Consider the following 25,508-nt stretch of genomic DNA (forward strand, 5'->3'; position numbering starts at 1 on the left):
GAGAGAGAAAAAGGAGCGAGGAGCATGCCGGAATTACCAGAAGTTGAAACCGTCCGGCGCACACTCAAGCGGTTAGTCGAAGGAAAAACGATTGAAACGGTCGATATCAAATGGCCAAATATCATCAAACGTCCTGGGGAGCCGGAAGAGTTCGCAAGAAGGATGGTAGGAGAAACGATACAAACCATTGAAAGAAGAGGAAAGTTCCTGCTCTTTCATTTAGACCACTACGTAATGGTCTCCCATTTAAGGATGGAAGGGAAATACCGTGTACATGAAGCGCATGAGCCATACGATAAACATGTACACGTCGTCTTTACTTTTACAGATGGTACTGAGCTTCGGTATCATGATGTGCGTAAATTTGGCACAATGCATTTATTTCAGCCGGGGGAAGAGGAAAAGGAACTCCCGCTCTCACAGCTGGGGTATGAGCCTTTTGATGATCAATTCACTCCGGAATATTTATGGGAGCAATTGAAAAAAACATCCCGTGTGGTCAAAACAGCGCTGCTTGATCAAAAGATTGTCGTGGGACTAGGTAATATTTATGTAGATGAGGTTTTGTTTAAAGCAGGCATTCATCCAGAAACAAAAGCGAATCAGCTCAGCCTTGAATCGTGTAAAGTGCTTCACAGGCATATTATCGATACACTTCAAGTAGCGGTAGATGCAGGAGGAAGCACAATTCGCTCATATATCAATTCACAAGGTGATATTGGAACATTTCAGCTGCAGCTTCTTGTGTATGACCGGCGGGGAGAGCCTTGTCAAACATGCGGAAGCATCATTGAGAAAACAGTAGTCGGAGGGCGCGGCACACATTTTTGTGTAACCTGCCAAAAACGTCCTCAATAAAAATCAGCCATCAGCATGCTTCCTTTTTGCTGTGCATACGATAAAAAACATTCATTTTTCAGCAAGGTGTAGACTGACACACAGCCCACCTGCTCTTCATATAGTGAAGAAGAGTCTAAGGACGCCTAGAGACTCTTGATCATCGTTGCATGAACAGAAAGGAAGAGTTCAGGTATGATTTCGATTTCGCTCCTGTTTTTAGCTATTGCAGTCAGCATTGACAGCTTTTCTGTAGGCTTTACGTATGGACTTCGTAAAATGAAGATTCCATTTAAAGCGATTGTCATTATTGCATGCTGTTCAGGGATTGTGCTGCTCATTTCTATGCTGATTGGCAGCCTGCTGACGACATTCCTCCCTGTCTCAGTGACAGATAAACTTGGTGGAGGCATTTTGATCGCCATTGGACTTTGGGTCCTTTATCAATTTTACAAACCAGCGAAAGAGCGTGATTTGCTACTTCATGAAAAGACATTGCTTAATGTGGAAGTGCAGTCACTTGGTCTTGTCATTCAAATTTTGCGCAAGCCGACAAGTGCAGATATTGACCGTTCTGGGACGATCAATGGAATAGAAGCAGTGCTTCTTGGGATTGCTTTATCCATTGATGCATTTGGCGCAGGGATTGGCGCTGCGATTCTAGGCTTTTCACCAATTGTCATGAGTATCACTGTGGCCGTAATGAGCTCACTCTTTGTGTGTATAGGGCTTCGTTCCGGTCATTACTTGGCAAATTGGCGCTGGATCGATAAGCTTGCATGCTTACCAGGGCTTCTGCTCATTTTAATTGGGGTGTGGAAGCTGTAAAGGAGGAAATCAATTGACGCTTGTCATTGGATTAACAGGCGGGATTGCTAGTGGAAAAAGCACCGTCTCGCAAATGATAAAAGAGCAGGGCATCCGGGTCGTTGACGCAGATGTCATTGCAAAAGAAGCGGTTGCCAAAGGTACACCAGCTCTTCAACAAATCGTTCAAACCTTTGGCGAGGATGTTCTCCTGCCAAATGGGGAGCTGAACCGGCAGCAGCTTGGAGCCATCATTTTTTCTGATGAAGAGAAAAGAAAGCAGCTGAATGCGATTGTTCATCCTGAAGTGAGAAAGGAAATGCTCAAACAGCGAGATGAAGGGGTTAGTCAGCAAGAAACCTTCGTTGTCCTCGATATCCCGCTTTTATTTGAAAGTCAGCTGGAAAGCCTTGTCGACCGCATCATTGTGGTGTATACAACGCCTGAATTGCAGCTGTCGCGGCTCATGAATCGAAATGACCTCAGTGAGGAAGAAGCGCTGAATCGTATTCACTCTCAGCAGTCTCTTGAGGAGAAATGTAAAAAAGCAGACCGCGTGATAGAGAACACACAAGATCTCGCGTTTATCAGAAAGCAATTGCAGAACATATTAAATGAATGGGAACATACAGATAAGTAAGAGTACATACACGTACTCTTCTTTTTTTATGCTTTATTCTTATTTCCTTTGAAAAGAACAGCCCTTTTTAGAAAATATACGTTTATATACTGGCAATTACATTCTAATGTGATATACTAATTTCATAAATAAATTTATTGAGTATAACACATAATAGAGGAGTGACCTGTTCATGAAGGTAAAAGCAGCGATCAATGGGTTTGGCAGAATTGGACGCATGGTCTTCAGAAAAGCAATGCTTGATGATCAAATTCAAATTGTAGCGGTGAACGCAAGCTATCCTGCCGAAACGCTAGCACATTTAATTAAATATGACACAAATCATGGACGTTACGAATGTGATGTGACAGCAGAAGATGACGCCTTGATTGTAAATGGCAAAAGAGTGCTTTTGCTTAATAATAGAGACCCAAAGCAGCTTCCATGGGGAGAGCTTGGGATTGATATCGTCATTGAAGCAACAGGTAAATTTAATTCAAAAGATCAAGCGATGGGCCATATAGATGCCGGAGCGAAAAAAGTCGTTCTAACAGCTCCAGGTAAAAATGAAGACATTACGATTGTGATGGGTGTCAATGAGGATGATCTTGATCCTGAAAAGCACGTCATTATTTCAAACGCATCTTGTACAACAAACTGTTTAGCACCAGTTGTGAAACTGTTAGATGATGAATTTGGCATCGACAACGGGTTAATGACAACGGTTCATGCTTATACAAATGATCAAAAAAATATCGATAACCCGCATAAGGATCTGCGCCGGGCAAGAGCATGTGCTCAGTCCATTATTCCAACTACGACAGGTGCCGCTAAAGCGCTTTCTTTAGTGCTTCCGCACATGAAAGGGAAATTGCATGGGCTTGCACTCCGCGTGCCGGTTTCCAATGTGTCGATGGTTGATCTTGTTGTAGACTTAAAAAAAGATGTCACAGCAGAAGAAGTCAATGCAGCCTTCTCGAATGCATCTAAAACATCTCTTGCTGGTATTTTAGATTACACAGATGAGCCGCTTGTCTCTACGGACTTTAACACGAACCCTTACTCAGCAGTCGTTGATGGATTGACAACGATGGTAATGGAAGGGAGAAAAGTAAAAGTTCTTGCATGGTATGACAATGAATGGGGTTATTCATGCCGAGTGGTTGACCTTGTGAAATTTGTCGGCGCACAGATGAAAGAGCTTTCTGCTGTTTGAAATGAAGAAGACGATCGTCCCTTTTCAAGAAATGAGAGAAAATCCCACTAAAAACACAGCTTGCAAAATGGGTCTAAACAAAGTATACTATTTTTCGTGAACTTCTTGTTCGCAGACTCATTCGGGTATACTTAAAGGGTTAGGACCTCTTAGGACTAACTTTCCCCCGTGGTATATGTCCGGTCCGGCTGCTTAGAACTTCACTCTTTCATTCTTGTTTAAAGGGGGGTCCATGATGGAAACAATCGGACGTCACGTTATCTCCGAGCTATGGGGATGCGACTGTGATAAACTGAACGACATGGATTTTATTGAAAAAACGTTTGTAAATGCAGCTTTGAAATCAGGAGCTGAGGTAAGAGAGGTTGCTTTTCACAAATTTGCACCTCAAGGAGTAAGTGGAGTTGTCATTATTTCTGAATCTCATCTGACAATTCACAGCTTTCCTGAACATGGTTATGCGAGCATAGATGTTTATACTTGCGGCGACCTAGATCCGAATATTGCAGCAGATCATATCGGAGATGAATTAGGTGCTGAAACAAGAGAAAACATCGAAATTCCTCGAGGCATGGGACCTGTACAAGTAAAACAGGCACAAGCCAAAGCACTGTAAACATAAAAAAGATTGCAATGGGAGCTGGCCAAAAGCATTAAATGCCTTTGTGTTATGCTCCTTTTTATATTTATTTGAGAAAAAATCCAACATTCCCCAGCTTGTCTATACTTTTGTTCTAGGAAAACAAAGGTTTTTTTTATAAAATAAAGAAAGAGGCATTATGGCAAAGGGGATACGTGTATGATTTTAAGACAAAATTTTAAACGGTTCATGTCAAACCATACAGAAACATCTGACGAGCATCCAGTGTCAGAACTGAAAAGCCATTACTACAAATCGACGAATGCACAAGTTTTTCAAGCGGTGGAAGCCATTCTTTCCCGAAACGATTCCTATCAAGTGACATCTGTTTCAGCAGAACGAGGTGAAATCAGCGCAAACATACGATTGCCGAAAAAAGCCTTTCTCGTAGCGACTGTCATTTCAATTCGTCCTTTTGAAACAGCTGTCGATTTTAATGTAACAACAGAAACGGCCCTGCCAACAGATTTCGGCTATAGTCAGAAGACCGTTCTGTCCCTTTATGATGAACTAGACAAACAACTTCCAAGAATAGATCGGAGCTGATGATATGAAATGTCCCACATGTCAGCACCTTGGCACAAGGGTGCTTGATTCAAGACCAGTAGATGAAGGGAAATCCATCCGTCGTAGAAGAGAGTGCGAAAGCTGCCAATATCGCTTTACGACGTTTGAAAAATTAGAAGAATTACCGCTGATTGTGGTGAAAAAAGAAGGAATTCGAGAAGAATTCAGCCGCGAAAAAATGCTGAGAGGACTTATCAAAGCGTGTGAAAAGCGTCCTGTCGCTTTAAAGCAGCTGGAGGATGTCTGCTTTAATATCGAAAAAGAACTGCGCAATCAAGGCATGTCAGAAGTGAAAAGCGAGCTTGTAGGTGAAATGGTGATGGACGAGCTGGCGAAAATTGATGAAGTGTCTTACGTTAGGTTTGCCTCGGTTTACCGGCAGTTTAAAGACATCAATGTCTTTATTGATGAATTAAAAGATCTATTAAAGAAAGAACGCTAAAAAGAGCTGGAGATTCTTCATGCTCTTTTTCCTGCGTAAAGCGTAAAACGCAAAAAGAGTGTACAATGGAAACAATCGCAATTCATGGGGAGGATCAGCATATGACAGAGCATTGGAAGGAAGTGCTAGCCGTCGATCCGTATGTCGTCAAAAGCGCTTCATTGCTCGGTGACATCGATAGACAGCTCATCACTCTTTTATATCAGCCGCTTATTGGCATGTCCGCTTTCAGCTTATACATGACGCTGTGGGGAGAGCTGGAACAAAATCGTATGTGGGGAAAACCTGCACCTCACCGGCAGCTCATGGTCATGCTGCAGACGAATTTAAATGATATTTTTGAGGAACGTTTAAAGCTTGAAGCAATCGGCTTACTCCGCACATATGAACAGGAAACGGAAGAAGGCAGACTGTTTACATATGAGCTTGTACCGCCGCTAAGACCGGATGAATTTTTCCAAGATGGTATGCTGAATGTCCTGCTGTACCATCGTGTAGAGAAAGCAAAATATATGCAGCTTCGTGATTATTTCTCTTATCCAGGTGTTCCTGCAGAAGCAAAGAACATTTCACGGTCGTTTGAAGAAGTCTTTCACGTATTGCAGCCAGGCGAACGCAAGATGACAGAAGAGATTCATCAGGCGTCATCGCTTGATCAAGGCTATGAATATGTGACCGTTGGATCGAGTCAGCCGGCACCGCTCTCAGACGAATCCTTTGATTTCGATCTATTGTTAGCGGGTATGTCTGACATGATGATTCCAAGAAAGGCTTTGACAAAGCAGGTAAAAGAAACAATTAAGAAGTTAGCCGTTGTATACGGCATCACCCCGCTTCAAATGCAAAATATTGTAGCAGGTGCATGCGGTTCGGATCAAATGATCTCAACAGAAGAGCTGAGAAAAGCAGCAAGAGACTGGTACCAAATTGAATACAGAGGCGAACAGCCAAAGCTGATTGATCAAAAACAGCCAAGACACTTGCGGCAAGATGCTTCAAAGACGCCGGCAGCGGATACTCCAGATGCAAAATTGATTGAAAAGCTGGATCATATTTCGCCTAGAGAGCTGCTAAAAGACATGGCAGATGGCATTGAGCCGACGTATGCCGACCTAAGAATTGTCGAAGATATCATGCTCGAGCAGCAGCTAGAGCCAGGTGTCATGAATGTTCTCATCTACTATACCTTACTCAAAACAGATATGAAGCTGTCGAAAACATACATGCAAAAAATCGCCGCTCATTGGGTAAGAAAGAAAATCAAAACCGTTGCTGCGGCGATGAAAATTGCCAAAGAAGAGAACAGACAAATGACAGAGTGGGCGCAGCAGAAAAAGCAGCGCAGCACATATGGTTCAGGAAAAGTCGTCAGGGAAGAGAAACTGCCTGACTGGATGAAAGAAACCGAAACGAAAGAACAGCCGGCAAAAGAGCAAACGGACAATCTGTCTACAGAAGACCTCGAACGAGAAAAAGAAAAACTGTTAGATCAGTTTAAAAATATGAAAAAGTACAATGCACATTAAGGTGAGGTGAGATGGGATGAAACCGATCGGTCGTTCATTTGAACAGCTAAAAGGACGAGTAGATTTTCGCGTGAGATACAATCAGATTAAAGAAAGTGTGTTATCTGATGAAGATGTGAAGGCCTTTTTACAGAAGCATCAAGAAGAAATACATGAAGACATGATCAATCGCAGCTTGAACCGGCTCTTTGAATATGTGCAGCAGTCGAAGGGTTGCTCTTACTGCTTAGATGACGAAAACGTCAATGCCATTTTAGATGGGTATCACCCGAAGCTTGTAATCAAAGGTCAGAGTATTGATATTGAATATTCCCCTTGTCCAGTCAAGCTGCGGCTCGATAGACAGAAAAAACAGCAAGAGCTGATGAAAAGCATGTATATTCCGCAAAATGTCCTTCAAGCGACGTTCGCTGATCTGAACGTTGTGGGAAGACAAGAGGTCATCCAAAAAGTAGGTCAATTCCTCCAAAGCTATGATGAGACTGGAAAAGGAAAAGGCTTGTATTTACACGGAAAATTTGGAGTAGGAAAAACGTATATTCTGGCAGCCATTGCGCAGCAGCTAGCGGAGAAAGAATACCCATCTCTCCTTGTTTACGTGCCTGAATTTGTGAGAGAGTTAAAAAATTCGTTAGCTGATCATACGCTAGAAGAAAAGCTGAATATGGTTAAATCCACCCCGATTTTAATGCTTGATGATATTGGAGCAGAATCGATGACAAGCTGGGTGCGGGATGAGCTGCTCGGTACGATCTTACAATACCGTATGGCAGAGCAGCTGCCGACGTTTTTCTCTTCTAATTTCTCACCAAATGAGCTGAAGCATCACTTTACGTACTCACAGCGCGGGGAAAAAGAAGAGGTCAAAGCCGCTCGTTTAATGGAACGGATTCTCTATTTAGCAGAGCCGGTCTTGCTCGAAGGAGAAAATCGCCGTCATTTATAAAAACGTATGTCACCTGAAGGAGGAGCAAATGAAATGAACAAAAGAAAATGGCTGCTTTTTCTTGTGATTGGCATTCTTGCTGCTGCGTTGTGGTGGCTGAATAAACAGCATCTTCAGCTCGCGCCGAAAGATGTGAAGAATTGGGTGCTTCAATTTGGGATCCTGGCTCCCTTTGTTTTTCTTTTCTTATCTCTTTTTCGCCCGTTTGTTCTCGTCCCGATTACAGTCTTTTCGCTGGCAGCAGGTTTGGCATTCGGCAGTGTCCTTGGGACGATTTATGCCCTCATTGGGGCGACAGCCGGGGCAACAGGCTCCTTCATGATTGCGTCAACCTTTCGTGCGAAAAAGAAGGAAACGGAATCAAACAGCCGGAAGCTGAAAGCGGTGACGTCCCGCATTCAGGAGCATGGATTTCTTTATATTTTGTTATTGCGTATTGCACCGATTCATTTTGATTTTGTCAGCTATGCGGCAGCCGCTTCACGTGCAAATTATCGTGCATTTGTGGCAGCCACCTTTTTAGGCTTAATACCGGGTACAATTGCGTTAAATGTTCTCGGCTCAAGCTTTGTCAGCGGCAATTATGCCGCCTTAGTGGTTGTTTGTTTGATTTATTTGATCTTTATCTCCGTTCCACTCATTTTAAAAAGAAAGATGCCTGATTTATTTTAGGCGTCTATTTTTTATGTTTCCCCCATATATATGTAACAGATGTCGTTAGGGGGGACAAACATGCTTGAAATAATCTTTGAAGATGAATATGATACCGCCGCTTTTTTACATCTTGCTGAACACTTGGACAGTCGGCATCACATGTCAATTCAACAAGGGAAAGACCGGCTTCTCATAGAGGCGAAGGAATCAGAAGAAGCACTTGAGCACATTGTGCGGCCATTATTGGTTCACTTTTTTTTGGAATGTAAAGAAAATGAGCGCATGCGCAGCATCCTTGAAAACACTTATTTGTTTAAAGATCCCGAAGAGCAGCACCAAATTCTTTCCATCGCTCACAGTATCATGAACGGGGACTTAGATGATATTCCCGGCATTCAGCAAGACCCGTCAAGAGAAGCCCTTTTAAAAAAGGAGCTTGAGGCAATTTCTTTACAGCAAGGTGTTTTTTCAATTGGTTCATTTATGACCTTTAGACTGTCAGAATATGATCGAAGGCTGAAGAACTATGTTGAAGTGTCCATTGAAGAATACAAAATGGAGCAAGAGTATCAAAACTTCATTCAATCGCTTCGAGACTATGTGATGGCAAGAGAGCCTAGGCTCGAAAAAGTACATGTTGTGCATCAGGACCGCCTGGTGATTTGGGAATTTCGCTACGCTTCTGAGCGTGATCAAAAACAATACATAGACAGACAGTTTGTAAGAGAGCATCCAATGTATATTGATTCGCAGCTGATTGCACCGCTTGTCTCTATTGCACCGCAAAAAATTGACCTATTTACAAATGATACAGGTCACTCGATGGTGCAAACGATTCAAAATATTTTTCAAGAAAGGGTCGAGGTGTTCCCGTCTCATTCATTCCAAGAGCACAATGTTCAATTTGTACATGACCATTTCGACAAGAAAAGTGAAAAGCTTTCTTGATTTTCACGAAAAAACGTTTTATAATACGGTGTAACTTCATACAGAGACCGTATTGATAAGGACATGAACAAATGAACACCCGCTTAAAGAGAGGGAAGCCGCGGCTGAAAGCTTCCTAGCAGAGGACCATTTGCTTTACCACCTTTGAACATCAGCTGTGAACTTTTTAGTAATGGCTGACGGGAATTCCCGTTATCGAACCGCAAGCCGTATTTGCTTATGAAAAGCAAGCTGCAAGTACGGGAAAAAGGGTGGAACCACGATTCCGTTTATTCAACCTCGTCCCTTTCCAGGGGGCGGGGTTTTTATATTGCCAAAAAAAGGAGTGACCAGAGATGTCAGAACAAATTCAACTTACATTTCCAGATGGAGCAGTCAAGGAGTTTGACAAAACAGCGACAACAGAAGACATCGCGGCATCAATTAGCCCGGGCCTAAAGAAAAAAGCACTTGCCGGTAAATTGAACGGTAAAGAAATAGATCTGCGTACGCCGCTATTAGAAAGTGGAACAATCGAGATCATCACAGATAAAAGTGAAGAAGCACTCGACATTATGCGCCACAGCACAGCCCATTTGCTAGCGCAGGCGATCAAACGCCTGTATGGAAAAGGACATCACGTTCAGTTTGGCGTAGGTCCTGTCATCGAAAATGGCTTCTACTATGATGTGGACATCGATGTAGCCATCACACCTGAAGACTTGCCAAAGATTGAAAAAGAAATGAAGAAAATCATTAACAGCAATCTGCCAATTGAGCGAATTGAAGTATCAAGAGAAGAAGCGAAAAAGCGCTTTGAAGCGATTGGTGATGAGTTGAAGCTTGAGCTGTTAGAGGCGATTCCAGAAGGTGAAGCTGTGACGATTTATGAGCAGGGTGAATTCTTTGACCTCTGCCGCGGGATTCACTTGCCGTCTACAGGGAAAATCAAAGAGTTTAAACTGTTAAGCCTTGCAGGTGCATACTGGAGAGGTGACAGTAACAACCAAATGCTTCAGCGTATTTACGGAACAGCTTTCTTCAGCAAAGAAGATTTAAATGAGCATTTACGTCTGCTTGAAGAAGCGAAAGAACGCGATCACCGTAAGCTTGGAAAAGAGCTGAAGCTGTTTGCAAATTCCCAAAAGGTTGGTCAAGGACTTCCGCTTTGGCTGCCAAAAGGCGCAACGATCCGCCGCGTCATCGAGCGTTACATTGTCGATAAAGAAGTGCGTCTTGGCTATGAGCATGTGTACACACCAGTTCTTGCGAATGTTGAGTTGTATAAAACATCAGGACACTGGGCGCATTATCAAGAAGACATGTTCCCCGTGATGGAAATGGACAACGAAGATCTTGTTCTTCGTCCGATGAACTGTCCGCACCATATGATGATTTACAAAAACGAGCCGCACAGCTATCGCGAATTGCCAATTCGTATTGCAGAGCTTGGTACAATGCACCGCTATGAAATGTCAGGTGCTTTATCTGGCCTTCAGCGTGTCCGCGGTATGACATTAAACGATGCACACATCTTTGTTCGTCCAGATCAAATCAAAGACGAGTTCATCCGTACAGTTCGCTTAATTGAAGAAGTGTATCAAGACTTTGGCTTGAATGACTACACATTCCGCTTATCTTACCGTGATCCAGAAGATACTGAGAAGTATTTCGATGACGATGCGATGTGGAATAAAGCACAATCGATGCTGAAGGATGCAATGGACGAGCTTGGCCACGATTATTATGAAGCAGAAGGCGAAGCAGCATTTTATGGTCCGAAGCTTGATGTACAAGTGAAGACAGCTCTTGGAAAAGAAGAGACATTATCCACTGTACAGCTTGATTTCTTACTTCCAGAACGCTTCGATCTCACATATATCGGAGAAGATGGAAAGCACCATCGTCCAGTCGTCATTCATAGAGGCGTTGTTTCTACAATGGAACGCTTCGTTGCCTTCTTAATTGAAGAATACAAAGGAGCGCTGCCAACATGGCTGGCACCTGTACAATTCCAAGTCATCCCGGTTTCACCGTCTGTTCATTTAGACTATGCGAAAAAAGTGCAAGAACGTTTACAGCTTGAAGGCCTTCGTGTAGAACTTGACAGCCGTGATGAAAAGATCGGATACAAAATTAGAGAAGCGCAAATGCAAAAGATTCCGTACATGCTTGTTGTCGGAGATCAAGAAGCAGAAAATGGCGCTGTCAATGTTAGAAAATACGGGGAACAAGATTCAGAAACAATGGATCTTGAAGCCTTTGTGAAACATGCAGTAGCAGAAGCGAAAAAATAATGAAGCAGCCAGTGATTCTTTTTAAGATCACTGGCTTTTTTCTTTTTGGAAAACTTTCTCCAATAGTGATCCAATTCCTAAAAAGAGACGTTTAGATAGTACAAAAGTAAGGGTAAGTATGTACTATTGGTTTGAGACAAATTGGGGGAATGAAATCGATGAAGCAAACAACAAACACTTTATCGTCACAAGTATTGGAGCAATCAGCTGTTCTCCGTGCATTAGAGCACTCGCTGGCAATGATTGAATTTAATGTGACAGGTGAAGTTCTATGGGTGAACGATATTTTTGCAAAAGCCATGGGATATTCTAAAGAAGAGATGATCGGTCTTAAACATAGACAGTTTTGTCCTCCACATATTACAGAACACACAAGCTATCACATGTTTTGGAAGCGTTTGAGAGAAGGTCAAGTCTTTCAGGAAAAAGTGCAGCGGTTCACAAAAAACGGCAGCAGCTTATGGCTTGAAGCGACATATTCACCTGTTCGAGATGAAGAAGGAACTGTAGTGGGTGTTGTGAAAGTGGCGACAGATATTACGGAGAGAGAACTCTCGATGAAACAGGTTGTAGAAGACTTAAAGGAGATGTCTGCGAAATTAATGGAACGAGCAGAAGTTGGCATTCAGCATAGTCAAAGTGTCAATGCCTCCTTTAATCATATAGCAAACGAAACCGATCAAAATATGAGCTTGCTAAAAGGATTAACGGAGCAGGTAGAGTCCATCAGCTCCATTGCTGCAACCATTAACAGCATATCCTCGCAAACCCAGCTGCTCGCCTTAAATGCGGCAATAGAAGCGGCACATGCGGGTTCCTATGGAAATGGCTTTAGTGTAGTGGCAGCAGAAATTCGAAAGCTTGCGACAAATTCAAAAGAAGCGATCGTCAAGGTCGATCAATATGTGAAGGCGATCCATGCAGAAGTAGAGAAGGTCAGCAGCGGAACAAGCCGGGCAAAGACAACCGTGTTTACAAACCGGGATCTTGTAAAGCTGGCAAGCGAAGAATTCATCATTGTAGGAGAAGCAGCACGCGGCTTAGACCGGCAAGCGCAAAGTCTAGCAGCAATCATTTAGCTCTGTGAATAAAAAACACCCAATCTCGTCAGGAGAAGGGTGTTTTTTGTTTTATTTTAATATATCAAACAATTCATGTAAGTCTTTGATTTCATAATCAGGCGTCACATCTGTTTCATTTTTCTTGTCATGGCGATTGATCCAAACGGTTTGGATGCCTACGCGAGATGCGCCGAGAATATCTGTTTTTGGATTATCTCCAACCATGATCACTTCGTCTTTTGTTAAGTTTAACAGCTGAAGGCAGTGCTCAAAGATACCTGGATCAGGCTTGCCTTTCCCATAATCCCCTGAAATCACAATCTCGTTAAAATAAGGAGCAAGCTCAGGAACACCCGCAAGTTTTTCCTTTTGAAGGCTAGGATCTCCGTTTGTTAAAAGGAGCAATTCGTAGCTGCCTTTCAGGCGGTTTAAAACAGGGTATGTTTCTTCATAGACATATGGGCGTTTCCTACGCTCTGCTGCAAAGAAATCAGCCAAATATTGTCCAAATGCCTCATCGTCAATTCCCGCTGCCCTTAAGCCATTGGTCCAAGCGTTTTTGCGATATTCTGGTGCAATGGCGTTCAGCTTTTGAAAGCCTTCGCTAATCGGTTCACTAAAATTGGACCACAGTCCTTCGAAAGGATTAATGCCGATCATGACAGTATAATCATATGTTTCATAGGAAGAGTACAGCTTTCTTGCTTCTTCACGTACAATCTGTTCAAATGATTCTGGATCGAGTCCATATTTCTTTTCCGCTTCCCGGCAAGTTTCCTGAAAAGTTGTGTGAATGCTTTTTTCGTCCCAAAGTAAAGTATCATCTAAATCGAAAAATACGGCTTTCATGATCTTCTCCCTTGTTATGTATGTGTTACCTTCAATTGCAAGTGACAGGCTCATGTTCATTTTACAATAGAAGAAGAGGCCAATAAAGAAAAGATTTGAGAGATCTTTGATCATTGACCGCACATGATAGAATAGAAAGACAGTAGAGAAGACATACATCAATTGAGGTGGCCGGTTTGCTTCATTTAATTATCATGATGATCGAGCGTGTAGGGATCATCGTTATTCTAGGATTTGTGCTTGCTCATGTGAAGGGCTTTCGCAATCTATTGCTACATAATCAAGGATTTCGGAAAAAGGCAATCCTTGTCTTCATTTTTGCTTCTTTTAGCATTATCAGCAATTACACAGGAATTGAAATTCAGCAGCAAATTGTCATGAACCATGAGTTTTCTTATCATCTCGGCTCGTCAAGCTCTATCGCCAATACGAGAATTATGGGGATCGAAATGGGCGGTTTGATCGGGGGGCCGTTTGTAGGGATTGGCGCAGGGCTTTTAGCTGGAATTCATCGCTATTCCCTTGGAGGAAGCACCGCGCTCAGCTGTGCGATTTCTTCCATTTTAGCCGGTGTCATTGCAGGTTATGTCGGCAGCAGGTTTAAGCGGAGGAATCGAATGGTGACACCTCGCCAAGCAGCCCTTTTTGGTGTGGCGATGGAATCATTACAGATGATCATTATCCTTCTGTTTGCAAGACCATTCGCCGATGCATGGGGGCTAGTCAGTATCATTGCCCTGCCGATGATTTTTGTGAATGGAATCGGCAGCTTTATCTTTTTATCTATTTTACAGTCAGTCATTCGGCAAGAAGAGCAGGCAAAGGCGATGCAGACGCATCGTGTATTTTTGATCGCCGATCAAACACTGCCTTTTTTCCGCCAAGGTTTAAATGAACAGTCTTGTAAAAGTGTGGCGGAGATCATTCATCGGTTGACTGAAACAGATGCGGTCTCCTTAACAGATACAGAAAAGATTTTAGCGCATGTCGGAGATGGAACAGATCATCATATTCCATCTAAAAGCCTGATTACGGGGCTGTCGAAACAAGTCTTGATGAGCGGCAAGATTATGAAGGCACATTCGAAGGGCGAAATCAATTGTTCCGTCGCCCATTGCCCTCTTGAAGCCGCAATCGTGCTGCCGCTCACTTCTAACGGTCAAACGATCGGGACGTTAAAAATGTATTTCAATTCTCCGGTCGGATTAAGCAGGGTGGAAGAGGAGCTTGCAGAAGGTTTGGCGATGCTGTTTTCCACACAGCTTGAGCTTGGGGAGGCGGAAACCCAAAGCCGCCTGCTAAAAGATGCAGAGATCAAAGCCCTTCAAGCACAAGTGAACCCGCACTTTTTATTTAACGCCATTAATACCATCTCTGTTTTATGCAGAACCAATGTGGAGATGGCAAGGAAGCTGCTGCTGCAGCTAAGTATTTATTTTCGCTCAAATATGCAAGGTGCCCGCCAGCTGCTGATTCCGATGCATAAAGAGATTCAGCATGTGGAGGCATATTTGTCACTTGAACAAGCGAGATTTCCAAATAAGTACCATGTGACCTTTCAAATTGAAAAGGAGCTGGAGCAGGTGATGATTCCGCCCTTTGTGCTTCAGGTGCTTGTTGAAAACGCTGTGAGACATGCTTTTCCTAAACATCAAACAAATTGTGAAGTCATCGTATCCGCTTTGATGAAAGATGGGCATGTTTATATGAAAGTAACAGATAATGGGCAGGGAATTGAAGATGATAAGATGGCTCAACTATTAAAAGCGCCTGTCGAATCACTAGAAGGAACAGGGACAGCCCTTTTTAATTTAGATCAGCGGTTAAGAGGGATTTTTGGTAGACAAGCTGCTTTATCGATTCATAGTGACCAAGGCACTGACATCTCATTTCGCATTCCAATGGATTATGTAAAAAAGGATGATTCTCGTTGATAAAGGTATTAATTGTAGATGATGAAGTGTTAGCAAGAGATGAATTAAAATACTTATTACGAAGAACGAAAGAGGAAGTTCAAATAGAGGAAGCAGAAAATATAGAATCTGCTTTTGATCGGATGGTCGATCAGAAGCCGGATCTGCTCTTTTTAGACATTGATTTATCTGGTGAGAATGGATTTGATATTGCCAAAAGGCTCAACCGGATGTCTGATCCGCCAGCGGTTGTATTTGCGACAGCCTTTGATCAATATGCGCTGAAGGCGTTTGAGGTAAGTGCGCTTGATTACTTAACAAAACCATTCGATGAAGAGCGTTTGCTCCAGACCATTCAAAAGTTTAAAAAATGGAAATCTGTTGAAACGCAAGAGCACCAGCTGTTAGATGATAAAATACCCCAACAGCAAAAATTAGCGATCTCAGTTGATGACTCAATTGTGATCCTGCAAGTTGAAGAGATCATGTATGTAGGACTCAGCGAGGGGAAAAAGGTTGTGAAAACAAAGGATCACATGTATGAGGTCACAGAACCGCTGGTGGTCATTGAAAAGAAACTTCCTGAGGCTTACTTTATGAGGGTCCATCGCAGCTATATCGTGAATACCTCTCATATGAAAGAAGTACAGCCGTGGTTTAATTCGACGTACAATCTGCATATGACAGACGGGTCCATCATTCCTGTCAGCCGCACATATGCCAAAGAATTAAAGAAGTCACTCCTGCTAGAGTAGGAGGGCTTTTTTGTTTGTATTTCAATACTCGTTTTTTGCATTTCAGTCATTGAATCTGGTGAGTTTTATTGTAAACGCTTTATTCATTTATTTCATGCCGTATACTGAGGGCAGTCGAAGAAAGAGGTGAAGGGGCATGAGTGCCACGAAAGTATATGGATTTCTATCTCAAGCATTTATTTTTGCAACCGTAATGTTCGTTTCTAATCTCATTTCAATGTATTTACCGATTCCGATGCCCGCATCCGTTATTGGTTTGGTTCTATTATTTGTTTTGTTAACAACAAAAATTGTCAAACTGGAGCAGGTGGAGCAATTAGGTACATCATTGACAGGACTTATTAGCTTTCTATTTGTTCCCTCTGGGATCTCAGTTATTCAATCACTAGGTGTCATGCAAGAAGTAGGTGTGCAAGTAGTCGGTGTCATTATCATTGCAACCATTATGCTACTTGCAGCGACAGGGCTGTTTTCACAGCTTCTCATGCAATTATCAGAAAGACCACAGAAACGTAAAGAGACAAAGGAGAGTAAATCTGCTCCTTCTCATTCAAATAAACCAGCTTCAAGTACGCATTAAAGGAGAGATGCAAAATGGGTACAAGTACAATGAGTCCTTATTTTGGCATTGTCGTCTCATTAGTCGCTTTTGGAATAGGGACATTCTTATTTAAAAAATCAAAAGGTTTCTTCTTGTTTACCCCGCTGTTTGTGGCGATGGTACTGGGCATTTTATTTTTGAAAGTTGGCGGTTTTTCCTACGCAGATTATAATGAGGGCGGCAAGATTATCAAATTTTTCTTAGAGCCTGCCACGATTGCTTTCGCTATCCCGCTTTATAAGCAAAGAGCCTTGCTTAAAAAATATTGGTGGCAAATTTTATCCGCTATTTTTGTAGGTTCACTTTGTTCCATTACGATCGTATATCTCGTCGCAAAAGGAATTCATTTAGATGCGGCTGTGATGAAAAGCATGCTTCCACAAGCAGCGACAACAGCGATTGCTCTCCCGATTGCAAAGGATATTGGCGGAATTGCAGATATCACAGCCTTTGCGGTCATATTTAATGCCGTCATTGTCTATGCACTAGGTGCCTTCTTCTTAAAATTGTTCCGCATTAAAAACCCAGTGGCAAAAGGTCTTGCACTTGGTACATCAGGCCATGCGCTTGGGGTTTCTGTTGGAATTGAGATGGGAGAAGTAGAAGCAGCTATGGCAAGTATCGCCGTTGTGGTCGTAGGAGTTGTGACCGTTATCGTCATCCCAATCTTTATGCATTTGATTCTTTGATGGCGTCATTGTGTGAAAAAGTCTTGCCCAATTCGTCTCATCATGTTACACTGAAAAAGTTGTTTCAAGAGTTCGGTTACTTGACGGACAAATGAAAATTGTGTAGAATAGTTAACGAATTGAATAGATATCACAAGCAGAAGCACCCGCTTCTCACCTGATTGACACATGTTTGTAGTTGACAGGTTGACCGTACATTTATTTTTTCATGCAAATGTTCGCAGTGTGGGTGTTTTATATGCCCACACTTTTTGTTTGCCTGTAAAACATACAACGAAATGGTCAAAATGAATTGTGAACTCAATTCAAAATCTCATGGAGGTGGCTCACTATTAGCAAAGATCAATTAGTTAATGAAGGTATTCGTGCGCGTGAAGTTCGTTTGATCGGACAAAATGGCGATCAGCTTGGGATTAAAACCCGCCAGGAAGCTCTGGAAATTGCTGCTAAAGCTAATCTTGACCTTGTGTTAGTTGCTGCAAATGCAAAACCACCTGTTTGCCGAATCATGGACTATGGTAAGTTCCGATTCGAACAGCAGAAGAAGGAAAAAGAGGCACGTAAGAATCAAAAAATCATTAGCTTAAAAGAAGTTCGGTTGAGCCCGACAATCGATGAACATGATTTTAACACGAAGCTCCGTAATGCAATCAAATTCCTTGAAAAGGGAGATAAAGTGAAAGCTTCTATCCGCTTTAAAGGCCGTGCGATTACGCATAAAGAAATCGGACAGCGCGTGTTAGACCGTTTCTCTGAAGCTTGCGCTGAAGTAGCAACAGTAGAAACAAAACCTAAGATGGACGGACGCAGCATGTTCCTCATGCTTGCACCAAAAGTCGAAAAGTAAAGTAACAGAGGGAGGAAACATCCAATGCCAAAAATGAAAACTCACCGCGGATCTGCTAAACGTTTCAAAAAAACAGGTTCTGGTAAACTTAAACGTTCTCATGCGTATACAAGTCACTTGTTCGCTAACAAATCTACAAAGCAAAAACGTAAATTGCGTAAGAGCGCAATCGTAAGTGCTGGAGATTTCAAACGTATCAAACAACAACTTGCAAACATCAAGTAATTTGGAATAGGAATCATAGGAGGGAATTACAATGCCAAGAGTAAAAGGCGGAACTGTGTCGCGTCAGCGTCGTAAAAAGGTTCTTAAATTAGCAAAAGGTTATTTCGGTTCAAAACATAGATTATACAAAGTAGCAAACCAACAGGTGATGAAATCTGGAAACTACGCTTTCCGTGACCGTCGTCAGAAAAAACGTGACTTCCGTAAACTATGGATCACTCGTATCAACGCTGCAGCTCGTATGAACGGTCTTTCTTACAGCCGTTTAATGCATGGCTTAAAGCTTTCTGGTATCGAAGTAAACCGCAAAATGCTTGCTGACCTTGCTGTGAATGACCTAAATGCATTCAATCAGCTTGCTGATGCTGCAAAAGCACAACTAGACAAGTAAGTTTTATAAAAGATCATTCCTTCGAGGGGTGATCTTTTTTTCTCATCATGTGAGGTGAAATGAATGAATATGGCTTTGATCCTGCTGCTTATTTTAGTGAATGGCTACGGCTTTTTTCTCATGGGTGAGGACAAACGCCGAGCCAAAGCACATAAATGGAGAATTTCAGAGGCGCATTTATGGAGTGCTGCGGTGCTTTTTGGCGCCGCTGGATCGTATCTGGGGATGCAGTATTTCCGGCATAAAACAAAGCATCCTGCCTTTCAAATCGGCATGCCTGTATTAATGATTTTGCAGTTGATTCTATTGGGATATATCCAAGTTACTTGAAAAAGGAGCAGACGCCATCAGGACGGCGTGTCTGCTCCTTTTTTTTGTTTGATTTTTTTAATGGGCTGATCCCAATCAATTTTGGTTTGAGGATAACGCTCGATAATGTTTTCCTCTAGTTTTTCAAAGTCTTCTAATGTAAATTCACTCAGCTTCTCAGGTGACTCCGTCCAAACGTAAATGGAGTGGACAAACAGAGGATGATCCTTAGAAGGAACATGCTTCTCCCCTTCAAACAAGACACCTTTATAGACGAAATTAAAGTTTTTGCGCGCATTTTGCTGTTCGTCCATAAAATAAAAGCCTTCTTTTAATTGTGCTTGTTTCAGCTTTCTTCTCGGATTTGAGAAGAATTTTACCGCCATGTAGAAGATGTAGACAAGCAGTGCAACAAGAGCTAGTCTCATGAGGATTACAAACATGACAGGATGCACCTCCAATACCGTTATCTGATGTACTACGAATGAAAACGCCAAAAGGTTTCAACTTTTTTTAAAAAAATATTTCGTAAAACGAAAAAATATTCATAAAAAGATCGTATTGAACGAAAGAGGTTTTGTATAATAAGAATGCACCATGAAGATAAAGGAGGATAAATGGAATGACAAAGCTGGATCAAACATTAACTATGCTGAAAGACCTAACGGATGCAAAAGGGATCCCAGGAAACGAACGTGATGTCAAAAAAGTCATGCAGACATACATAGAATCATATGCAGATGAAGTCTCTACAGACCGCCTTGGCAGCTTGATCGCTAAAAAGGAAGGAAACGCAAACGGGCCTAAAATTATGCTCGCAGGTCACTTAGATGAAGTAGGATTCATGGTGACAAAAATTGATGACAAAGGCTACATTCGTTTTCAAACAGTCGGCGGCTGGTGGTCACAGGTCATGCTCGCTCAGCGTGTCACCATTGTAACGAAAAAGGGAGAGATTACAGGGGTCATTGGTTCTAAACCACCACACGTCTTGTCACCTGAAGCTCGCAAAAAGTCAATTGAGATTACGGATATGTTTATTGATATTGGGGCCTCAAGCAAAGAACAGGCAATGGAGTGGGGTGTGCTGCCTGGAGATCAAATCGTTCCTTACTTTGAGTTTACAGTCATGAATGATGAAAAAATGCTCCTTGCAAAAGCGTGGGACAACCGCATTGGATGTGCCGCGGCAATTGATGTCATGAAAAACTTACACAACGCTCAGCATGAGAATATTGCTTACAGCGTCGCAACTGTCCAAGAGGAAGTAGGCCTGCGCGGAGCTAAAACAGCAGCGGCTACAATTCAGCCTGATATTGGATTTGCCATTGATGTAGGTGTGGCAGGAGATACACCAGGCATCACTGAGAAAGAAGCAACAAGCAAACTTGGCAAAGGCCCAACGATTGTTGTATTCGATGCTTCAATGGTCTCTCATAAAGGACTTCGTGATTTTGTTGTCCAAACAGCGGATGAGCTGAACATTCCTTATCAATATGACTCAATGCCTGGCGGCGGGACAGATGCTGGCGGTATTCATTTAACGGGTCATGGTGTTCCATCACTATCTATCGGGATTCCGAGCAGATATATTCATACCCATGCTGCAATGATTCACCGAGATGATTATGAAAATGCAGTGAAGCTTTTAACAGAAGTGATCAAAAGACTTGATCAAAAAACTGTCGAACAAATTACGTACGGTTCATAAGTAAGGAAGCCTTTCCTCAGCAGGGGAAAGGCTTTTTTTATTGAATTTCCCAGGAAATGAACGGTGTTTTTTAAGATGCGCCAAAAGAACTGTTTTTGGCAAAAGAAGAGAATATTTCCTAGTGAATAAGGCACATGTGATCAAGCGTTTATTTTTGTAAGATGAAAGCAATAAAAAGGACAGAGCCATAGAATGCCCTGCCAAAAGAGAGTTTATGGAAGTAGGTGAAGCTACCTTAAGAATAAACATATTATTCTTATTTGTCAACTTGGTTTTAAAAGAAAGAAAAATCAATCAATTTATGTTATATTTGTAACAAATTGTTTATACAAAGGGGATGGTTAAATGAATGCGGTTACAATTGTAATAGGATCTATGTGTATTTTAGCGATTGCCTATCGTCTTTATGGCACATTTATGATGGTCAAGGTATTAAAGGTGACAGATGATCATCCTACACCGGCTCACCTACTAGAGGACGGGAAAGATTATGTGCCGACAAATAAATGGGTCACATTTGGGCATCACTTTGCTGCGATTGCAGCTGCTGGTCCGTTAGTGGGTCCGATTTTAGCCGCTCAATTTGGGTATTTACCTGGTCTCCTTTGGCTTTTAATTGGTGCAGTCATAGGCGGAGCTGTACATGATCTAGTCGTCTTATTTGCGTCGATGCGTAAAAAGGGGAAATCATTATCAGAGGTAGCGAAGGAAGAGCTGGGGCCTGTTGCAGGGTTTTGTACAGGGCTTGCGATGCTGTTTATTATTACAATCACAATGGCAGGTTTGTCTATGGTTGTGCTTCATGCTTTAGAACGAAACCCTTGGGGGACATTTGCAGTTGGAATCACGATTCCGATTGCGATGGGGGTTGGACTGTATTATAAAAAAACAGGCAATTTAAAGCTGGCGACATCTGCGGGATTTATTTTGCTGATGTTTGGTGTATTCCTTGGTCCAAATATTCAAGGAACGGCACTAGGTGATTTTTTAACACTTGATACAAAAACGCTTGCTCTTGCCCTGCCGATCTATGCCTTTTTTGCTGCGGCTCTGCCAGTTTGGCTGCTGCTTGCACCGAGGGACTATTTAAGTAGTTTTATGAAAATTGGTGTATTCATTGCGCTGATTGCCGGCATCTTTGTGGTGAATCCGTCCATTCAATTCCCGGCGTTTACAGAGTTTGTGAACGGAGGAGGACCTGTATTAGCTGGTCCTGTCTGGCCATTTATTTCGATTACCATTGCTTGCGGTGCCATTTCTGGTTTCCACGCATTTGTTGGTTCAGGGACAACACCTAAGATGCTGGACCGCTGGAGTGATATGAAGCCTGTTGCGTTTGGTGCAATGCTGGTCGAATGCTTAGTTGGGATTATGGCTTTAATTGCGGCTACGGCCCTGCATCCAGGAGATTATTTTGCGATAAACAGTACGCCAGAAGTGTTCCGGACACTCGGTATGAGCGTTGAAAACCTTCCGCAGCTGAGTAAGGAAATCGGCCTTGATTTAGAAGGAAGAACGGGTGGTGCCGTAACATTAGCGGTAGGGATGGCGTATATCTTTACGGGAATTCCGTTCTTTAGTCATTTGGCTTCTTACTTCTTCCAGTTTGTCATTATGTTTGAGGCTGTTTTTATTTTAACGGCTATTGATGCGGGGACACGTGTGGCACGCTATTTGATTCAAGACTTCTTAGGTGAAGCATATAAACCGCTTAAACGAACTGACTGGGTACCAGGTTCGGTGTTTGCAAGTGCTCTTGCTTGTTTTATGTGGGGATACTTACTTTACTCAGGTGACATCGGGTCTATTTGGGCGCTGTTTGGGGTTTCAAACCAGTTAATGGCTTCGGTTGGGTTGATCATCGGGGCAACGGTTGTATTAAAAATTGCAGATAAAAGACGTTATATGCTGACTTGTTTAATTCCGCTTGCTTACTTATATGTGACGGTAAATTATGCAGGCTATTGGATGGTAGCGAATGTATATCTCAATCCTGAAGCATCCGGCTATAGTGTGCTGAATGCGGTGCTTTCGATCATCATGCTGATCTTAGGGTTTGTGATTATTGTGTTTGCGATTAAAAAATGGGTTGAAATCTGGCGTGATCCAGCGCTTCGAATGGAAACGCCTATCACCGGCTAAATGAAAAAGGCCGGCTTGCTTTTATAAGCAAACCGGCTTCTTTTATTGCTGCTGCTGAGGCTTTAAGCCTTGCTCTAGTGTTTCAAGGATCTCATTTTTTTCGTTTTCTGATGCTTCTTGCCATAGCACCTCAAACAACACGCCAAGACCTGGCAGCATTTTTTCCTCGCCGCTTTGAATAGCATCTAAAATCGTATGTTCAAGCTGTTCTTGATTATGGCCAGTAATGTTTTGAATGACTGCGCCTCTTAAATTAAAATCCATTGCCCACACTCCTTTTTTGATGGTAATAGCCCTATTCTGTCTCAAAGACAGGTTTATTATGTAGTGTGCATGAGATATAATAAATTCATGATAATTAAAGGAGTTAACGTCGCTTGAAATATATAGAATCAGCTAAAAACACAAACATTAAACAGTGGAAAAAGCTCCATACGAAAAAAGAAAGAACGAAAACGGGGCTGTTTCTCGTTGAGGGAATACACTTAGTCGAAGAAGCATTAAAGAGCGGGATCGTGAAGGAATTAATGGTCACTTCGCCCGATAGGCTTCCTCCTCATATCCAGCCTGACATTGAGCTTTATGAACTGAGCGAAGAGGCCTTTTCTGCCATGACAGAAACAGAAACGCCTCAGCACATTGCCGCTGTCTGTACAGTTCCTGTTTTTGAAGAAAAGAAGGTTGAACGGCTTCTTTTATTAGACGCAGTGCAGGATCCGGGGAATTTAGGCACACTCATTCGAACAGCAGATGCCGCTGGTCTTGATGCTGTGATCTTAGGAGAAGGAACAGTTGATGCGTTTAACGGAAAAACGCTCCGTTCCGCACAAGGGTCTCATTTCCACCTGCCTATCTTAAAGCAATCCCTTCAACAGGCAATCATGAAACTGAAAGAACGAGGCTTACCTGTATACGGCAGTGCCTTAAAAGATGCGAAAGAGTATAAAAGCGTAACGGCAGAAGGCCCATTTGCATTAATTGTTGGAAATGAAGGAGCTGGTATTGATCCAGAGATTCTGCAAATGACAGACCAAAATTTATATGTACCAATGTATGGGCAGGCAGAATCATTAAATGTAGCTGTTGCAGCAGCTGTTCTTGTCTATCATTTGCGTGGATAATGTTGCAACATGCGTTCATTTTCACTATAATAAAACTAATATTTTAAAAACCATGATAGAGGAAGATTGTTTCAAGAAGCGGCCTTATAGGGAGAATGCATCGTAGACTGAAAGTGCATTTAAGGAATGCTGAAACAGGAATTCACCTCTGGAGTTGTCACCGGGACCGCAGGCGTTGCTTTGCGTAAAGGTGAACCGGATTCGTTTGATTCCGTTATGTCAATGAAGCTTATTCGCACATGCATTTGTGCTTAACAAGGGTGGTACCGCGACCACAACTCGTCCCTTCTTTTATGGAGGGACGGGTTTTTTTATTGTCTTCAAACGATCAAACAGCCGTTTATCCGAGCGGTTTTGTATATCAAAAGGAGGATTACACTCATGCAAGAAACGTTAAAACAGCTTGAAACAGAGGCGATAGCGAAGGTTGAAGCAGCTAGCTCGCTCAAAGAGGTCAATGACATTCGGGTTCAATATTTAGGGAAAAAAGGACCGATTACAGAAGTACTTCGCGGAATGGGCAAGCTCTCCGCGGAAGAAAGACCAAAAATGGGTGCACTCGCAAACGAAGTAAGAGAGCAGATTGCTGGTGCCATTGCTGAAAAAAATGAACAGCTGGAAGCAGAAGAAGTAAAGAAAAAACTTGCTTCTCAAACGATCGATGTTACTTTGCCGGCAAGTCCAATCAAAATAGGGGCAAGACATCCATTAACGATAGTTGTCGAAGACATTGAAGATTTATTTATCGGAATGGGCTATACCGTTGAAGAAGGTCCTGAAGTGGAAACGGATTACTATAACTTTGAAGCATTGAATCTTCCAAAGGAGCATCCAGCACGTGATATGCAGGACAGCTTCTATATTACGGAAGATACACTGATGAGAACACAAACATCACCAGTGCAAGCACGTACACTTGAGAAATATAAAGGACAAGGTCCTGTGAAGATCATCTGTCCTGGGAAAGTATATAGACGTGACAGTGATGACGCGACTCATTCACATCAATTTATGCAAATTGAAGGGCTTGTCGTCGATCACAATATTAGCATGAGTGATCTAAAAGGAACGCTGGAGACAGTCGCAAGAAAAATGTTTGGAGAAGATCGTGAAATTAGACTGCGTCCAAGCTTTTTCCCATTCACAGAACCGTCTGTTGAAGTCGATGTGTCTTGCTTTAAATGCGGCGGGAAGGGCTGCTCTGTATGTAAAGGAACAGGCTGGATCGAGATTTTAGGTGCAGGAATGGTTCATCCGAATGTCCTGAAAATGAGCGGATTTGATCCAGAAACTTACCAAGGCTTTGCTTTTGGAATGGGTGTGGAACGGATTGCGATGCTGAAATACGGCATTGATGATATTCGTCATTTCTACACAAATGACATTAGATTCACAAAGCAATTCAAGCAGGACTAA

28 protein-coding genes and 2 other annotated features are annotated in these 25,508 nt (G+C 42.4%); of the genes, 25 read left to right on the forward strand and 3 right to left on the reverse strand.

Features of this window, described 5'->3' with window-relative positions; all coding sequences use genetic code 11:
• Nucleotides 1-24: 24 nt before the first annotated feature.
• The 13 genes from mutM to AC20OE_RS05775 all read left to right on the forward strand — a co-directional run bounded on the left by mutM (nt 25) and on the right by AC20OE_RS05775 (nt 12,557).
• Nucleotides 25-858, forward strand: coding sequence for a DNA-formamidopyrimidine glycosylase (gene mutM / locus AC20OE_RS05715; protein ID WP_024426140.1), 834 nt, complete (start codon nt 25-27; stop codon nt 856-858).
• Nucleotides 859-1,032: 174 nt separating this feature from the next.
• Nucleotides 1,033-1,665, forward strand: coding sequence for a sporulation membrane protein YtaF (ytaF, locus tag AC20OE_RS05720; protein ID WP_034279660.1), 633 nt, complete (start codon nt 1,033-1,035; stop codon nt 1,663-1,665).
• Nucleotides 1,666-1,678: 13 nt separating this feature from the next.
• Nucleotides 1,679-2,284 (forward strand): dephospho-CoA kinase, encoded by a 606-nt coding sequence (coaE, locus tag AC20OE_RS05725; RefSeq protein ID WP_047202652.1) that lies wholly within the window; start codon nt 1,679-1,681, stop codon nt 2,282-2,284.
• A 172-nt stretch (nt 2,285-2,456) separates the two neighbouring features.
• Nucleotides 2,457-3,479, forward strand: coding sequence for a glyceraldehyde-3-phosphate dehydrogenase (locus tag AC20OE_RS05730; protein WP_024425707.1), 1,023 nt, complete (start codon nt 2,457-2,459; stop codon nt 3,477-3,479).
• 235 nt (nt 3,480-3,714) lie between these two features.
• On the forward strand, nt 3,715-4,095 hold the full coding sequence (gene speD, locus AC20OE_RS05735; protein ID WP_003216492.1) for an adenosylmethionine decarboxylase: 381 nt from the start codon (nt 3,715-3,717) through the stop codon (nt 4,093-4,095).
• 183 nt (nt 4,096-4,278) lie between these two features.
• Entirely contained in the window at nt 4,279-4,665 is a 387-nt protein-coding gene (locus AC20OE_RS05740) for a hypothetical protein (protein ID WP_047202651.1), read from the forward strand.
• Between the two features lie 4 nt (nt 4,666-4,669).
• Entirely contained in the window at nt 4,670-5,128 is a 459-nt protein-coding gene (gene nrdR, locus AC20OE_RS05745; RefSeq protein ID WP_003216720.1) for a transcriptional regulator NrdR, read from the forward strand.
• Nucleotides 5,129-5,229: 101 nt separating this feature from the next.
• Nucleotides 5,230-6,654 carry a replicative helicase loading/DNA remodeling protein DnaB gene (dnaB, locus tag AC20OE_RS05750; RefSeq protein WP_269103419.1) on the forward strand — a complete coding sequence of 475 codons (1,425 nt, stop codon included), beginning with the start codon at nt 5,230-5,232 and terminating at the stop codon, nt 6,652-6,654.
• A gap of 16 nt (nt 6,655-6,670) precedes the next feature.
• Complete coding sequence (gene dnaI / locus AC20OE_RS05755; RefSeq protein WP_024425710.1) at nt 6,671-7,600, forward strand: primosomal protein DnaI; 930 nt, start codon at nt 6,671-6,673, stop codon at nt 7,598-7,600.
• A gap of 33 nt (nt 7,601-7,633) precedes the next feature.
• Nucleotides 7,634-8,272 (forward strand): TVP38/TMEM64 family protein, encoded by a 639-nt coding sequence (locus AC20OE_RS05760; protein WP_039183253.1) that lies wholly within the window; start codon nt 7,634-7,636, stop codon nt 8,270-8,272.
• A gap of 60 nt (nt 8,273-8,332) precedes the next feature.
• Nucleotides 8,333-9,202, forward strand: coding sequence for a putative sporulation protein YtxC (gene ytxC / locus AC20OE_RS05765; protein WP_059374768.1), 870 nt, complete (start codon nt 8,333-8,335; stop codon nt 9,200-9,202).
• A gap of 43 nt (nt 9,203-9,245) precedes the next feature.
• Nucleotides 9,246-9,492 (forward strand) — a binding site (T-box leader).
• 45 nt (nt 9,493-9,537) lie between these two features.
• The gene (thrS, locus tag AC20OE_RS05770) at nt 9,538-11,478 is read left to right on the forward strand and encodes a threonine--tRNA ligase (RefSeq protein ID WP_058838294.1); all 1,941 of its coding nucleotides are present in this window, start codon (nt 9,538-9,540) and stop codon (nt 11,476-11,478) included.
• A gap of 158 nt (nt 11,479-11,636) precedes the next feature.
• Nucleotides 11,637-12,557, forward strand: coding sequence for a methyl-accepting chemotaxis protein (locus AC20OE_RS05775; protein ID WP_099663527.1), 921 nt, complete (start codon nt 11,637-11,639; stop codon nt 12,555-12,557).
• A gap of 51 nt (nt 12,558-12,608) precedes the next feature.
• On the opposite strand, the gene AC20OE_RS05780 is transcribed toward AC20OE_RS05775, so the two are convergent.
• A complete protein-coding gene (locus AC20OE_RS05780) occupies nt 12,609-13,388 on the reverse strand; it encodes an HAD family hydrolase (protein ID WP_039180540.1) in 780 nt (259 codons plus the stop codon).
• Between the two features lie 176 nt (nt 13,389-13,564).
• On the opposite strand from AC20OE_RS05780, the gene AC20OE_RS05785 reads away from it, so the two are divergent.
• The 8 genes from AC20OE_RS05785 (at nt 13,565) to AC20OE_RS05820 (ending at nt 19,139) form a co-directional block, all read left to right on the forward strand.
• Nucleotides 13,565-15,322, forward strand: coding sequence for a sensor histidine kinase (locus tag AC20OE_RS05785; RefSeq protein ID WP_099663526.1), 1,758 nt, complete (start codon nt 13,565-13,567; stop codon nt 15,320-15,322).
• Nucleotides 15,319-16,056 carry a LytR/AlgR family response regulator transcription factor gene (locus AC20OE_RS05790; RefSeq protein ID WP_099663525.1) on the forward strand — a complete coding sequence of 246 codons (738 nt, stop codon included), beginning with the start codon at nt 15,319-15,321 and terminating at the stop codon, nt 16,054-16,056. The genes AC20OE_RS05785 and AC20OE_RS05790 overlap by 4 nt, the downstream gene beginning before the upstream one ends.
• 136 nt (nt 16,057-16,192) lie before the next feature.
• Nucleotides 16,193-16,636 carry an antiholin-like murein hydrolase modulator LrgA gene (gene lrgA / locus AC20OE_RS05795; RefSeq protein ID WP_024425718.1) on the forward strand — a complete coding sequence of 148 codons (444 nt, stop codon included), beginning with the start codon at nt 16,193-16,195 and terminating at the stop codon, nt 16,634-16,636.
• Nucleotides 16,637-16,650: 14 nt separating this feature from the next.
• On the forward strand, nt 16,651-17,346 hold the full coding sequence (gene lrgB / locus AC20OE_RS05800; RefSeq protein ID WP_372556010.1) for an antiholin-like protein LrgB: 696 nt from the start codon (nt 16,651-16,653) through the stop codon (nt 17,344-17,346).
• Nucleotides 17,347-17,474: 128 nt separating this feature from the next.
• Nucleotides 17,475-17,606 (forward strand) — a sequence feature (ribosomal protein L20 leader region).
• A gap of 71 nt (nt 17,607-17,677) precedes the next feature.
• Entirely contained in the window at nt 17,678-18,193 is a 516-nt protein-coding gene (gene infC / locus AC20OE_RS05805) for a translation initiation factor IF-3 (RefSeq protein WP_024425720.1), read from the forward strand.
• 24 nt (nt 18,194-18,217) lie between these two features.
• Nucleotides 18,218-18,418 carry a 50S ribosomal protein L35 gene (rpmI, locus tag AC20OE_RS05810; RefSeq protein WP_003216324.1) on the forward strand — a complete coding sequence of 67 codons (201 nt, stop codon included), beginning with the start codon at nt 18,218-18,220 and terminating at the stop codon, nt 18,416-18,418.
• Between the two features lie 31 nt (nt 18,419-18,449).
• Entirely contained in the window at nt 18,450-18,809 is a 360-nt protein-coding gene (gene rplT, locus AC20OE_RS05815) for a 50S ribosomal protein L20 (RefSeq protein ID WP_007501659.1), read from the forward strand.
• 63 nt (nt 18,810-18,872) lie between these two features.
• Nucleotides 18,873-19,139 (forward strand): DUF1294 domain-containing protein, encoded by a 267-nt coding sequence (locus AC20OE_RS05820; protein ID WP_039180532.1) that lies wholly within the window; start codon nt 18,873-18,875, stop codon nt 19,137-19,139.
• Nucleotides 19,140-19,156: 17 nt separating this feature from the next.
• On the opposite strand, the gene AC20OE_RS05825 is transcribed toward AC20OE_RS05820, so the two are convergent.
• Nucleotides 19,157-19,561, reverse strand: coding sequence for a hypothetical protein (locus AC20OE_RS05825; protein WP_024426127.1), 405 nt, complete (start codon nt 19,559-19,561; stop codon nt 19,157-19,159).
• A gap of 179 nt (nt 19,562-19,740) precedes the next feature.
• Here AC20OE_RS05825 and AC20OE_RS05830 point away from each other — a divergent pair, with 179 nt between their 5' ends.
• Together AC20OE_RS05830 and cstA are read left to right on the forward strand one after the other, a co-directional pair.
• The gene (locus tag AC20OE_RS05830) at nt 19,741-20,829 is read left to right on the forward strand and encodes a M42 family metallopeptidase (RefSeq protein ID WP_039180527.1); all 1,089 of its coding nucleotides are present in this window, start codon (nt 19,741-19,743) and stop codon (nt 20,827-20,829) included.
• Nucleotides 20,830-21,174: 345 nt separating this feature from the next.
• Nucleotides 21,175-22,971, forward strand: coding sequence for a carbon starvation protein CstA (gene cstA, locus AC20OE_RS05835; RefSeq protein WP_039180524.1), 1,797 nt, complete (start codon nt 21,175-21,177; stop codon nt 22,969-22,971).
• Between the two features lie 42 nt (nt 22,972-23,013).
• On the opposite strand, the gene sspI is transcribed toward cstA, so the two are convergent.
• Nucleotides 23,014-23,235, reverse strand: a complete 222-nt coding sequence (gene sspI / locus AC20OE_RS05840) for a small acid-soluble spore protein SspI (protein ID WP_024425725.1) — start codon at nt 23,233-23,235, stop codon at nt 23,014-23,016.
• Nucleotides 23,236-23,348: 113 nt separating this feature from the next.
• Here sspI and AC20OE_RS05845 point away from each other — a divergent pair, with 113 nt between their 5' ends.
• Nucleotides 23,349-24,092 (forward strand): TrmH family RNA methyltransferase, encoded by a 744-nt coding sequence (locus tag AC20OE_RS05845; RefSeq protein ID WP_058838299.1) that lies wholly within the window; start codon nt 23,349-23,351, stop codon nt 24,090-24,092.
• Nucleotides 24,093-24,473: 381 nt separating this feature from the next.
• On the forward strand, nt 24,474-25,508 hold the full coding sequence (gene pheS, locus AC20OE_RS05850; RefSeq protein ID WP_047202641.1) for a phenylalanine--tRNA ligase subunit alpha: 1,035 nt from the start codon (nt 24,474-24,476) through the stop codon (nt 25,506-25,508).

It is taken from the genome of Bacillus sp. SRI_025 (assembly GCF_057592095.1).